The sequence below is a fragment of the Micromonospora sp. NPDC023966 genome (genome assembly GCF_040639095.1).
GTDB lineage: Bacteria > Actinomycetota > Actinomycetes > Mycobacteriales > Micromonosporaceae > Micromonospora.
In genome coordinates this window covers 54617-65418 of record NZ_JBEZZJ010000038.1, presented here as the reverse complement: position 1 = coordinate 65418, position 10802 = coordinate 54617, and the positions used below count along the sequence as shown (strand labels likewise).

At 74.8% G+C, this 10802-nt stretch carries 14 protein-coding genes; 5 read left to right on the top strand and 9 right to left on the bottom strand.

Annotated elements, in window-relative coordinates; translation table 11 throughout:
- The 3 genes from AB0F68_RS30325 to AB0F68_RS30315 all read left to right on the top strand — a co-directional run.
- On the top strand, window positions 1-468 hold a 468-nt coding region (locus tag AB0F68_RS30325), incomplete at its 5' end, for a hypothetical protein (RefSeq protein ID WP_357344416.1).
- Window positions 469-640: 172 nt separating this feature from the next.
- Window positions 641-1510 (top strand): LPXTG cell wall anchor domain-containing protein, encoded by an 870-nt coding sequence (locus tag AB0F68_RS30320; protein ID WP_357344414.1) that lies wholly within the window; start codon window positions 641-643, stop codon window positions 1508-1510.
- A gap of 121 nt (window positions 1511-1631) precedes the next feature.
- On the top strand, window positions 1632-2369 hold the full coding sequence (locus AB0F68_RS30315; protein ID WP_357344412.1) for a Clp protease N-terminal domain-containing protein: 738 nt from the start codon (window positions 1632-1634) through the stop codon (window positions 2367-2369).
- A 92-nt stretch (window positions 2370-2461) separates the two neighbouring features.
- On the opposite strand, the gene AB0F68_RS30310 is transcribed toward AB0F68_RS30315, so the two are convergent.
- From AB0F68_RS30310 to AB0F68_RS30295, 4 genes are all read right to left on the bottom strand, one after another.
- Window positions 2462-2977 carry a hypothetical protein gene (locus AB0F68_RS30310; protein WP_357344410.1) on the bottom strand — a complete coding sequence of 172 codons (516 nt, stop codon included), beginning with the start codon at window positions 2975-2977 and terminating at the stop codon, window positions 2462-2464.
- A gap of 91 nt (window positions 2978-3068) precedes the next feature.
- Window positions 3069-3254: a DNA repair protein gene (locus AB0F68_RS30305; RefSeq protein ID WP_357344408.1), complete on the bottom strand. Its 186-nt coding sequence runs from the start codon at window positions 3252-3254 to the stop codon at window positions 3069-3071.
- Between the two features lie 64 nt (window positions 3255-3318).
- Window positions 3319-4341: an ATP-binding protein gene (locus tag AB0F68_RS30300; protein WP_357344406.1), complete on the bottom strand. Its 1023-nt coding sequence runs from the start codon at window positions 4339-4341 to the stop codon at window positions 3319-3321.
- Entirely contained in the window at window positions 4334-5029 is a 696-nt protein-coding gene (locus AB0F68_RS30295) for a response regulator transcription factor (protein WP_357344405.1), read from the bottom strand. Before AB0F68_RS30295 ends, AB0F68_RS30300 begins: the two co-directional genes overlap by 8 nt.
- Before the next feature lie 127 nt (window positions 5030-5156).
- Between AB0F68_RS30295 and AB0F68_RS30290 the strand changes: the two genes are divergently transcribed.
- Entirely contained in the window at window positions 5157-5822 is a 666-nt protein-coding gene (locus AB0F68_RS30290) for a GNAT family N-acetyltransferase (protein WP_357344402.1), read from the top strand.
- 179 nt (window positions 5823-6001) lie between these two features.
- Here AB0F68_RS30290 and AB0F68_RS30285 read toward each other — a convergent pair whose 3' ends face one another.
- Genes AB0F68_RS30285 through AB0F68_RS30275 form a run of 3 tightly spaced genes read right to left on the bottom strand, consistent with a single transcriptional unit; the run spans window position 6002 to window position 7606 of the window.
- Entirely contained in the window at window positions 6002-6709 is a 708-nt protein-coding gene (locus AB0F68_RS30285; protein ID WP_357344400.1) for a TetR family transcriptional regulator, read from the bottom strand.
- The gene (locus AB0F68_RS30280; RefSeq protein WP_357344398.1) at window positions 6642-7142 is read right to left on the bottom strand and encodes a DCC1-like thiol-disulfide oxidoreductase family protein; all 501 of its coding nucleotides are present in this window, start codon (window positions 7140-7142) and stop codon (window positions 6642-6644) included. Before AB0F68_RS30280 ends, AB0F68_RS30285 begins: the two co-directional genes overlap by 68 nt.
- Window positions 7139-7606, bottom strand: coding sequence for a hypothetical protein (locus AB0F68_RS30275; RefSeq protein ID WP_357344397.1), 468 nt, complete (start codon window positions 7604-7606; stop codon window positions 7139-7141). The genes AB0F68_RS30280 and AB0F68_RS30275 overlap by 4 nt, the downstream gene beginning before the upstream one ends.
- A 135-nt stretch (window positions 7607-7741) precedes the next feature.
- Between AB0F68_RS30275 and AB0F68_RS30270 the strand changes: the two genes are divergently transcribed.
- Complete coding sequence (locus AB0F68_RS30270) at window positions 7742-8104, top strand: STAS domain-containing protein (protein ID WP_357344395.1); 363 nt, start codon at window positions 7742-7744, stop codon at window positions 8102-8104.
- A 6-nt stretch (window positions 8105-8110) separates the two neighbouring features.
- On the opposite strand, the gene AB0F68_RS30265 is transcribed toward AB0F68_RS30270, so the two are convergent.
- Window positions 8111-9307, bottom strand: coding sequence for a PP2C family protein-serine/threonine phosphatase (locus tag AB0F68_RS30265; protein WP_357344393.1), 1197 nt, complete (start codon window positions 9305-9307; stop codon window positions 8111-8113).
- 36 nt (window positions 9308-9343) lie between these two features.
- Window positions 9344-10795 (bottom strand): glycoside hydrolase family 3 N-terminal domain-containing protein, encoded by a 1452-nt coding sequence (locus tag AB0F68_RS30260; protein WP_357344391.1) that lies wholly within the window; start codon window positions 10793-10795, stop codon window positions 9344-9346.
- Between the last annotated feature and the right edge of the window lie 7 nt (window positions 10796-10802).

The window sequence follows — 10802 nt, the reverse complement described above, 5'->3', positions numbered from 1 at the left end:
GCGGTGGTGCAGGCCGACAAGCCGGACGTGGGCAAGCTGATCCCGCATGGTGTGCAGGGCGCCCAGTCGAAGATTGATCTGAACGACGAGCAGACCGCCAACGCCAAGGCGATCATCGCCGCGACGAAGAAGGCCGGTCTCCCGGAGCGGGCCGCGGTCATCTCGATCGCGACCAGCCTGCAGGAGTCGAAGCTGGAGAACCTCGGCCACCTCGGCGACCGCAACGATCACGACTCGCTGGGCCTGTTCCAGCAGCGCCCGTCCAGCGGTTGGGGTACGCCGGAGCAGATCACCGACCCCGAGTACTCCACGCTTGCGTTCCTGAAGGGTCTGAAGCAGGTCGACGGCTGGCAGGACATGCCGCTGACCGAGGCCGCGCAGACCGTGCAGGTCTCGGCCTACCCGGATGCGTACGCGCAGTGGGAGCGGCAGGCCGCCGACATCGTCGCGCACCACTGGAACAGCTGAGCCAAGAACCGCTGGCCGGCACCCCGACGGGTGCCGGCCAGCGGCGTCTCCGCCGCGGCTGTGGCTCAGGCCATAGTGGAGCCGGTGGCCCCGTATGCGGCATTCGCCGGGCCGCGCCGGCCGGAGCGGGTGGGTAGGGTCTTGCGGTCATCCTGATTACGGGGGTTTTCGCATGACCGTACGTTTCGCTGCCCGCCTCGCCCTGGGGGCCTCGGTCCTCGCCGCCGGCGTTGCCGCCCTGCCGGCCGCAGGGCACGCCGCGCCGGCCCCGGACAGCGCCATGCTGGCCGCCGTCACCGAGCTGGATCCGGCTACCGGGCGCAACCTGAAGTACCCGGTGAAGCCCGGTGAGGTGGTGCCGGCCGCGCTCGGCGTGACCAACCTCGGCGACGCCCCGGTGTCGGGCCTCGTGGTGCAGATCCGGGTGCTCGACGACCTGGACCTCGCCGTCAAGCACGACAACTGCTGGTACGCGGTGGACAGCAACCTGGAGGCCGCCTGGTGCGAGTTCGACAGCGAGCTGGCCGCGAAGCAGACCCTGGCGATCGTCGGTGACGTGGTGACCGCCAAGGCCGACGCCCGGCCCGACAAGGTCACCTCGATCGTCTTCCGCTGGTACGGCAAGCAGTGGGCCGACGCCCAGGGCGGTGTGCAGCAGCTCGCGGACGGTGACGCCGGCCAGGGCACCAAGGCCGTACGGGGCACCGAGGCGGCCCTGACGCTGGCCGAGCGTGAGCTGCCGCTGCCGGAGACGCCGCGGCCGATCAACTTCGCGTACGCCCAGCTGGTCACGCCGCCGACCGCCCAGCCCACCCCGACCGCCACGCCGACCGCGAGCCCGACGGGCGGCGCCGAGCCGACGGTCGCGCCCACCGGTACCCCGGGCGCACCCGGCGAGGGTGGCACGGGCGGCGACGGCGGTGGCCTGCCGGTGACCGGCGCGAACATCGGCGTCCTGGCCGGGGTCGGCGGCGCACTGCTGCTGCTCGGAGGCGGCGGTTACCTGATCGCCCGGCGCCGCCGTACCCGCTTCGTCGCCTGACGGCACGCCGCACCCGGCGCCCCGGTCCGCTCCTGCGGGTCGGGGCGCTTCGTCGTCTGCAGGCGAGGGCGATCGTCAACCGATGGTTGACGCACCTGCTTCGTCAACCTATGGTTGACGCATGGAGGAGACAGAGCCGCTGAAGATGACCCACCCGGTACGCCTCGACGAGCTGATCGAGGGCATCAAAAAGGCGCACACCGACGCGCTGGACCAGCTCGCCGGCGCCGTCCTGGTCGCCGACCACCTGGACGACGTCGCCGACCACCTGATCGGGCACTTCGTCGATCAGGCCCGCCGGTCGGGGGCTTCATGGACGGAGATCGGCCGCAGCATGGGGGTGAGCAAGCAGGCCGCCCAGAAGCGGTCCGCCGCGAAGGCCGAGACGGCGGCCGCGCTCGACCCGAACGCCGGGTTCGGCCGGTTCACGACGCGGGCGCGCAACGTGGTGCTGTCCTCGCAGGAGGAGGCGCGGGCGGCCGGCAACGCCGAGATCACCCCGGGGCACGTCGCCCTCGGCCTGCTCGCCGAGCCGGAGGGGCTCGCGGCCGCGCTGATCGTGGCTCGGGGCGTACCCCTGGAGCGGCTGCGGGAGGCGGTCAGCGCGACCCTGCCGGCGAAGGTCGACCAGGTCCCGGACCTGATTCCCTACGACGCGCGGGGCAAGAAGGTCCTGGAGCTGACGTTCCGGGAGGCGCTGCGGCTGGGCCACAACTACGTCGGCACCGAGCACATCCTGCTCGCCCTGCTCGAGGAGGAGGGCGGCGACGGCGTGCTCACCGGGCTCGGGCTGGAGAAGGCCGCGCTGGAGTCCGCGGTCGAGGGCGCCCTGGCCGAGATCGCCCGCAAGCGGGCCTGACCCGCACCGGCCGGGCACGCGCCACGGGGGCACGCGCCCTGACCCGCACCGGCGGGGCACGCGCCACGGGGGCGCGTGCCCGGCCGGGTGCGTCAGGCGGTGGGGAAGCCGTAGCGAACCGCGTGCTCCGGGTCGGCCGGGTCGACCTGGCGGATCCCCGCGTCGGCGAGGCGCTTGTTCACCTCGTCGAGCCGCTCGCGGACCAGCCGGGCCTCCTCCTCGGTGACCCGGCCGCGGTGCGGCTTGCCGGCGTGCTCGATGGTGCCGTAGTCGATCTTCTCGGCGCCCCGCCGGGCCTTGGGCGGCTTGACCCGCTCGGCGGTACGCAGCAGCTGCGCCATCGGTACGTCGGTCGCCATCGCGTCGAACTCGCTGGCGGTCAGCACCACCCGGCGCGGCTCGCCGCCGCCGTGCTTGTCGTGGATCTCCACCACGGCCACGTCCAGCGCGGCGTCGTCGATGCTCTCCACCTCGACCGGGGTGGCGTCCAGTTGCACGGGCCCGGCGACCAGGTCCGGGTGCTCCAGCACGACGACTCTGACCACCTCGTCGTCGGCGCGCAGCACCTGGCCGCTGAAGTCGGAGACGTGAATCGTCTTCTTGCCCATGCGCGGAGCTTCTCCTGTGGTAGGCGGGATTCGGACCACAAGACGCTACAGGACAAGTGTGCGAAAGCTCGGTGCGGAGCGCCCGGGCGTGTCAGCGGGCGGTGAGGCCGCGCCGGGGGGAGGCGCCCGCCGGCAGCGCGTTCAGCTCCGCCCAGGAGAGTGTCCCGCGGCGAGCCCCCCGGTAGTCGGCCTGCGCCGGGAACCGCCCGGCGGCCTCGACGGCCCGCCAGCGCTGCTCGGCGTCCTGCTGGTACCGGTCATTCGGATGATTCGGCATGACCATTACCGTCCCAGAGAAACTTGTACATGTATGGAAATGAATATGACGCGGGATCGATGCGTCAGGTTCCCGCGGCCGGCAACCGAACCACGAACCGGCAGCCGTCGGTGATGTTCTGAACGTCTACCCGCCCGCCGTGCGCCTCAATCAGGCCGCGCACGATGGCCAGCCCCAACCCGCCCGAACCACCGTTGTCGGCCGCGCGCGGGGTCCGCGCCGGCTCGCCCCGGAACGCCACGTCGAACACCCGGGGCAGGTCGCGCTCCGGGATTCCGCCGCAGGTGTCCGCGACGGCCAGCCAGGCGGTGTCGGCGTCCCGGCCGGCGTCCACGCGGACGGTGCCGTCCTCCGGGGTGTAGCGGATCGCGTTGAGCAGCAGGTTACCCACCACCCGGGCCAGCTCCGGCTCGCTCGCGGTCACCGTCGGCCAGCCCGACTCCGGGGCGAGCAGCCGGATGCGGCGCGCGGCGGCCAGCGGCGCGGTGCCGGCCAACGCGTCGGACACCACGTCGCCGAGCGGCACCGCGGACAGTGACAGCCGCAGCGCGCCGGCGTTGATCCGGGACAGCTCGAACAGGTCGTCGACCAGCCGGGTCATCCGGTCGGCCTCCACCCGGATCCGGCGGTGGTACTCGGCCACCGTCGCCGGGTCGCCCACCACCCCGTCCTCCAGCGCCTCGGCCATGGCCCGCAGCCCGGCGAGCGGGGTGCGCAGGTCGTGCGAGACCCAGGCGACCAGGTCCCGGCGCCCCTTCTCGATCCGGCGCTCCCGCTCGCGCGCCTGGTCGGCCCAGACCGCCGCGGCGGCCAGCCGGCGACCGAACAGCCAGCCGACCGCGAGGCTGACCACCGCGGCGGCGGAGAGCGTGGTCAGCACCACCTCGAGGTCGTGCGGGGAGAGGAACATCGCCTCGGCGACCACGGCCACCCCGGCCGCCACCGCGCCGACCGTCATGGCGAGCAGCACGGAGATGTGCACGGTGATCGACCGGCCGCGCAGCAGCCGCAGCGCCACGGCGCCCGCCAGCCCGACGGCGAGCGCCGCGACCAGGGCCGCTGCGAAGATCAGCGCCAGGTCACGCATCGACCGGCTCGTACCGGTAGCCGACGCCCCAGACGGTGACGATCCGGCGGGGGTCGGCCGGGTCGGTCTCGATCTTCTCCCGGAGCCGCCGCACGTGGACGGTCACCGTCGACTGGTCGCCGAAGCTCCACCCCCAGACCCGCTCCAGCAACTCGGCCCGGCGGAACGCCCGCGCCGGGTGCCGCATCAGGTGCGCCAGCAGGTCGAACTCGCGCAGGGTCAGGGTCAGCTCCCGGCCGTGCAGCCGGGCCACCCGGGGGCCGGTCGCCACCTCCAGGCCGCCGTCGGCGAGCAGTTCCGGGGGTACGCCGGCCGGGTCGCCGCCGACCCGGCGCAGCACCGAGCGGACCCGCAGCACCAGCTCGCGCGGGGAGAACGGCTTGCTCAGGTAGTCGTCGGCGCCCAGTTGCAGGCCGAGGATCCGGTCGGCCTCGTCGCCGCGGGCGGTGAGCATGACGATGGGTACGCCGTCGGGCCGCTCCCGCAGCCGCCGGCAGACCTCCAGCCCGTCGAGCACCGGCAGCATCAGGTCGAGCACCACCAGGTGGGGCGGGCGCCGGGCCACGGCGGCCAGCGCGGCGGCCCCGTCCCCGACGTGGCCGACCTCGTAGCCGGCGTGCTCCAGGTAGCGGCAGACCACGTCGGCGACCGTGCGGTCGTCGTCGACCACCAGCACCCGTTGCGCCACGCGTACCTCCCCATACCCGGAGGTCAGCGTAGCCACGGGTGGGTGGTCGATCCATTGCCGAGTTCTTACGGCGTCGGGCGGGCGGATCCGCCGCGCCGGACGAGTTCGGCTGGCGTACCGTGATCACGTGCTCGACCGGCGGCTGTTCCTGCACCTGGCAACCTGGTTGGGGCAGTGGCCGGCCGGTCCCGGGCTGCACGTGGTCCGGTCGCACCGGCGGGCCCGGCCGGCCTGGGACGGGCGGCTGCGCCCCGCCGTCGCGGTCGCGTCCCCGGAGTGCGTGATCCTCTCGGTGCCGCCGGACCGGGCCGGCGTGGTCCGGGACCTGGTCCGGGAGCGGCCCGGGGAACGGCTGCTGCCCACCCTGCCGGCGGCGGTCGGCGCGCCGGAGTTCACCACCCACGCCGGGCTGTTCCGGTGGAGCACCGCCCCGGCGCCGCTGCCGGACGCCGGCGAGTGGGTGCCGCCGACCACCCCCGGGCTGCCGCCCTGGCTGCGGCTGTTCGACCGGGAGGTGCTGGTGGTCCGGGACGCCGACGGGGCGTACCTGGCCGGGGCGGGGATCAAGCGGCACGACGCGTACGGGCACGAACTGGCCGTGGGCACGGTGCCGGCGGCGCGGGGGCGCGGGCTGGCCCGTCGGCTGGTCGCCCAGGCGGCCCGACGGGTGCTGGACGAGGGGGCGATCCCCACCTACCTGCACAACCACGACAACCACGCCTCGGCTCGGGTGGCCGAGGCGGCCGGCTTCCCGGACCGGGGCTGGACCTCGTACGGCGTCTTCCCGCGCTGAGGCGGGCGCGGACCGTGGATCCCGGGCCGGATCCACGGTCCGCGGCCTCTCCCCCCAGGTCCCGACCCCTGGTAACGCTAAGTGTCTGTCGCGTGTCGAGCAAGGGGTGAGGGGCGGGTGACCCCTGTCCGGTTACGGACTTGACCTGCGATTCAGTCCGACGGGCTGGTTCGGAGCGGTCAGTGACGCAGCGTGCGGATCAGGGTGACCACCTGCCGGGTCACCGGGCGCAGGACCCGGAGCCGGGATAGCCCGACCAGCCGGTCGACCAGCGGGACCGCGCCGTCGATGAGCTGGCGGGTCTTGGCCTGGTCGGGGGAGCGGTCGTGCACCCAGTAGAGCACCACGCCCATGTAGCCGAGCCAGAGCAGCTCCGGCAGGGGCTCGCGCAGCTCGTCGTCCACCTTGGCGGCCGAGCCCTCCAGCACCTCGCGGAAGAGGGCCACCGACGCCTCCCGCGCGCCGGACGACTCGGCGGAGAACGGGCTCAGCGGCGAGGTCGGCTCGGCCGCGGTCTTGAAGAAGCTGGCGGCGAACGAGTGGTACGGCGTCAGCACGTCCACCCCGGCGTGCAGCACGGCGGCCAGCCGGGCGGCGAAGTCCCGCTCCCGGGCCAGCGCCGGCGCGGCCACCTCCCGGTGTTCCCGCTGGGTGCCCGCGTAGAACTCCTGGATCAGGTGTTCCTTGGAGCCGAAGTAGTAGTAGGCGTTGCCTACCGCCACGCCGGCCTCCTGGGCGATGGCGCGCATGGTGGTGCGCGCGTAGCCCCGCTCGCGGAACAGCCGCATCGCGGTGTCCAGGATCAGCTGGCGGGTCTGCTCACCCCGGGCCGTCGCCCCGGTGCTCGGGCCGCCCGCAGCGGTCGTCGGCGCAGTCTGCTCGGTCATCGTCGTCACCGTATCCCGGGTCCGGCCGGGGTTCCCGGACCAGCTCACGTACCGCGGCGGCGGTCGTCACCACCCGCCGGGCGAGCGGCAGCAGGTGCGGACGGGCCAGCCGTTCCGCCGTCGCGCGGTGGTCGGCCAGGGCCCAGAGGCAGGCGAACCAGGCACCGTCGCCCACGTAGACCGCGCCGGTGTCGGCCACCACGGTCAGGTCCCGCAGCGTGCCGTCGTGGTCGAGCCCGGGGAAGCGCCGCCGGGCCTCCGCCGACCCGGCCGGCACGAACTCCAGGGGTACGAGCTGGGCGCGCGACGCGAGCCACTGCCGGGCGGCCCGGCACAGCGGGCAGTGCGCGTCGTAGAGGACGGTGAACCCGCGGATCCCACCGGCCCCGTGCCCGGTGGGATCCGTCGGGCGCCCGCCCGGGGCGAGCGTCATCGTGGCGGGGCGGGCGGCGCCTGCCCCGGCACCGGTCCGGCCGGGTTGACCGGTCGGGGGCCGCCGACCTGCGGCGGGAGGTAGCCGACCGGGGCGAGCGGCGGGTGGGCGGCCGCCTGCTGGCGTAGCCGCCCGCGCCGGTAGCGGCCGAGCGCGAAGACGTTGAAGAAGTGCAGCGCGCCGAGGACCAGCAGCACCCAGCCCACCTTCAGGGAGAGCTGTTCCAGGGCCTGGCTGGTGTCGCCCACCGGGCCGGCCTCCTTCATGGCCACCGTGACGAAGCCGAGGTTGAGCAGGTAGAAGCCGACCACCAGGAGGCTGTTGACCGCGTCGGCCAGCCGCTTGTCGGCGAACACGTCCTCCAGGAACACCAGCCCGTTGCGGGAGAGCGCCCGGGCCACCCAGACGGTCAGCCCGATGCTGATCGCCAGGTAGGCCAGGTACATCCAGACCTTGACGTCCATCCCCGCCACCTTTCTTGAACACGTTCAAATCGAAGTCGAGCTCAGCGTACGACAGTCTTTGAACACGTTCAAGTAGGTCGGCTTGTGCGCGGCCGGTATGGTCACGGCGGCGTTGTCGGAGCGGATGGGCGGATCATGCGGATCGGTATGCGGGACAGGGGTGCGGGTCGGCTGGTCCTCAGCCCGGTCGGCGACCTCGACATGGCCGCGGCCGCCGCGTTCGACCGGGCGCTCGACGAGGCGCTGGAGCGGCCCGGTCTGGTGGAGGTCGTGGTCGACCTCGCCGCGGTCCCGTTCCTCGACTCGACCGGGGTGGCCGCCCTGCTGCGCGGGGCGGCGGAGGCGGTCGGCCGGGGCGCCACCCTCCGGGTGATCGACCCGCAGCCGCTGGTGGCCCGGGTGCTGCGGATCACCGCGGTCGACGTCCTGCTGGGCTGGTCGGGCGGGAGGGGCGACGGCAGCTCCACCGTCGAGCCCGGCTGGCGCCGGTTGCGGTAGACGGGCTCAGGGCTCCGTCCGCGCCGCCGCCGCGCCGGACCACTCCAGCAGCACCATGGTGGCGTCGTCACGGGAGGCGGTGCCCCGGTACGTGGCCACGGCCCGGCTCAGCCGGCGCAGCGTCTCCGCTGCGGGCAGCTCCGAGCCGATGTGCCGCTCGGCCAGGTCGGCGAGCCGGGGCAGGCCGAACATCTCCCCGGCCGCGTCGCGCGCCTCGGTCACCCCGTCGGTGTAGAGCAGCAGCCGGTCCTCCGGCTCCAGCCGGGCCTCGCCCGGCTCGGCGCCCGGCAGGTCCAGGCCGAGGGGCGGGCGCCGCCCGCCGGTCAGGGCGCGCACGGCCCGTCCCCGGCGCAGCAGCACCGGGGCGGGGTGCCCGGCGTTGACGTACCGGACCCGGCCGGTGTCGACCTCCACCTCGGCCAGGACCGCGGTCACGAACCGCCCGTCCCGCCACTGGCTACGCAGGGCCGCCTCCACCGCGGCGACCTGCTCCGCCAGCCCGCCGCCGGTGCGCCGGGCGGCCCGCAGCGCGGCGAGCGCCACCACGGTGGTCAGCGTCGCCGGCAGCCCGTGCCCGACCCCGTCCAGCACCGCGAGCGCGAGCCGGTCACCGTCCAGCGCGTAGTCGAACGCGTCCCCGCCCACCTCGTAGGAGGGCTCCAGGATCGCGCTGACGGCCACCGTGTCGCCGGCGAAGGTCAGCGGCGGGAGCAGCTGCCAGAGCAACTCGGCGGAGACCGCCATCGGTTCGCTCCGCCGGGCGCGCTGCAGGCCGTCTCCGTACGCGGTCTTGCTGGTCAGCAGGTGCCCGACGAGGCCGGCGATCGTCCGGCAGCCGTCCCGGAGGGCGGGGTCGTCCGGGTCCGCCCCGGCCGGCAGCGCGACCTCCAGCATGCCCAACCGGTCGGTGCCGTTGACGATCGGCACCCAGAGCCGGCCGTCCTGCCCCGCCCGCACCCGCACCTCGGTGTAGGCGCGGCCGGGCAGGCTGGCGTCGATCGGCAGCGGCTCGGGCAGCGGTCGTCCCGGCTCGGGCAGTGGCCGCAGCAGCTCCTGCTCGACGTCCACCACGTAGATGGTCATGGCCACGCCGAGGTCGCGCACCGCCGCGGCCACCGCCGCGGGCAGCGCGTCCGGCGGCACGCGGTGCGACCGGGAGGCCAGGTCGGCCAGGGCCCGGTGCCAGGGGTCGGTGGCGGTCATCCGGACCGTTTACCCCGGAACGTGGCCGGGCAGACCTCAGCCGGCCAGGCCGAGCACCTGTGCGGCCGCGTGCCCGTTGGCATGGCTGGCGCCGTAGGTGGTGACGAAGGCCCGGGCGCCGGTCGGCCGCCAGCCGCTCGGCCAGCCCATCTCCACCACGGTCACCGGGTGCGTGGCGGCCAGCGCGTCGACCAGTTCCCGCGCCCCGGGCAGCCGGTGCAGGTGGCGGCCGACCAGCACGATGGGCCGATCTCCGGCCAGCTCGCGCAGCTCGTCCGGGTCGGTCTCGCCGGCGACCGCGCGGACCTCCTCGGCCCCGGCCAGGTGCGGACCCAACCCCCACGGCACCCGCCCCTCGGCGATGGTGGAGGTGGCGTGCACCTGCACCACCAGCGGGGCGGCCAGGCCGGTGACGTCGCCCTCGACGCGCACCGCGCGCAGGGCGGCGGCGTAGCCGAGGCCGTCCGGGGTGGTGGCCGCGGCGCCGCCCGCGGCGGTCCAGGCGGCCAGCTCGGCGGCCCGGCCGGCGGCCTCCTCGACCCGGGCCCGGTCCAGCCGGCCGTCGGCGAGCGCGGCGACGATCTCCTCGACCACGTGCTCCACCAGGCCGGCGTCGACCTTGGCGCCGATGCAGAGCAGGTCCGCCCCGGCGGCCAGGGCGCGGACCGCGGCCGGTCCCACCCCGCCGGCGGCCAGCGCGGCACCCTTCATCTCCAGGGCGTCGGTGATCACCGCGCCGGTGAAGCCGTACTCGCCGCGCAGCAGGTCGACCAGGACCGCCCGGCTGAAGGTGGCCGGACCGTCGCCGGTCAGCGCGGGCACCCGGATGTGCGCGGTCATGACGGCGCGTACCCCGGCGTCGACCACCGCGGCGAACGGCGGCAGGTCGCGCTCGCGCAGCACGGCCGGCGGCACGTCGACGGTGGGCAGCTCGTAGTGGGAGTCGGCGACCGTCGCGCCGTGCCCGGGGAAGTGCTTGGCGCAGGCGGCCACCCCGGCGGACTGGAGGCCGGCGACCGCGGCGGCCGAGTGGGTGGCCACCCGGTGCGGGTCGGCGCCGAAGGAGCGGGTGCCGATCACCGGGTTCTCGTCGGCGGTGTTCACGTCGACGGTGGGCGCGAGGTCCAGGTTGATGCCGAGGGCGGCCAGCTCCGCGCCGATCGCCGCGTAGACCTGGCGGGTCAGGGTCGGGTCGTCGATCGCGCCGAGGGCGGCGTTGCCCGGGTACGGGCTGCCGGTGGCGTGCGCCAGCCGGGTGACGTCCCCGCCCTCCTCGTCGATCGCGATGAGCACGTCTGGCCGGCCGGCGCGCAGCGCCGCGGTGGTCGCCGCCACCTGGGCGGGATCGTGGATGTTGGTGCCGAACAGGGTGTGCCCGGCGAGCCCGTCGGCGAGCAGGTCGACCGCCCAGTCGGGCGGGACCGGGCCGGGGTACGCCGCCAGCAGCGTGCCCAGCGCGAGCTGCCGGAGTCCTGGATCCAACCCCACGAGTATC

Excerpts from the sequence above, each read along its gene's own strand:
- AB0F68_RS30310 (WP_357344410.1), bottom strand. The coding sequence starts at position 2,977 with ATGGGCAAGAAGACGATTCACGTCTCCGACTTCAGCGGCCAGGTGCTG.
- AB0F68_RS30265 (WP_357344393.1), bottom strand. The coding sequence starts at position 9,307 with ATGACCGCCACCGACCCCTGGCACCGGGCCCTGGCCGACCTGGCCTCC.
- AB0F68_RS30285 (WP_357344400.1), bottom strand. The coding sequence starts at position 6,709 with ATGACCGAGCAGACTGCGCCGACGACCGCTGCGGGCGGCCCGAGCACC.
- AB0F68_RS30280 (WP_357344398.1), bottom strand. The coding sequence starts at position 7,142 with ATGACGCTCGCCCCGGGCGGGCGCCCGACGGATCCCACCGGGCACGGG.
- AB0F68_RS30320 (WP_357344414.1), top strand. The coding sequence starts at position 641 with ATGACCGTACGTTTCGCTGCCCGCCTCGCCCTGGGGGCCTCGGTCCTC.
- AB0F68_RS30315 (WP_357344412.1), top strand. The coding sequence starts at position 1,632 with ATGGAGGAGACAGAGCCGCTGAAGATGACCCACCCGGTACGCCTCGAC.
- AB0F68_RS30270 (WP_357344395.1), top strand. The coding sequence starts at position 7,742 with ATGCGGATCGGTATGCGGGACAGGGGTGCGGGTCGGCTGGTCCTCAGC.
- AB0F68_RS30305 (WP_357344408.1), bottom strand. The coding sequence starts at position 3,254 with ATGCCGAATCATCCGAATGACCGGTACCAGCAGGACGCCGAGCAGCGC.
- AB0F68_RS30275 (WP_357344397.1), bottom strand. The coding sequence starts at position 7,606 with ATGGACGTCAAGGTCTGGATGTACCTGGCCTACCTGGCGATCAGCATC.
- AB0F68_RS30300 (WP_357344406.1), bottom strand. The coding sequence starts at position 4,341 with ATGCGTGACCTGGCGCTGATCTTCGCAGCGGCCCTGGTCGCGGCGCTC.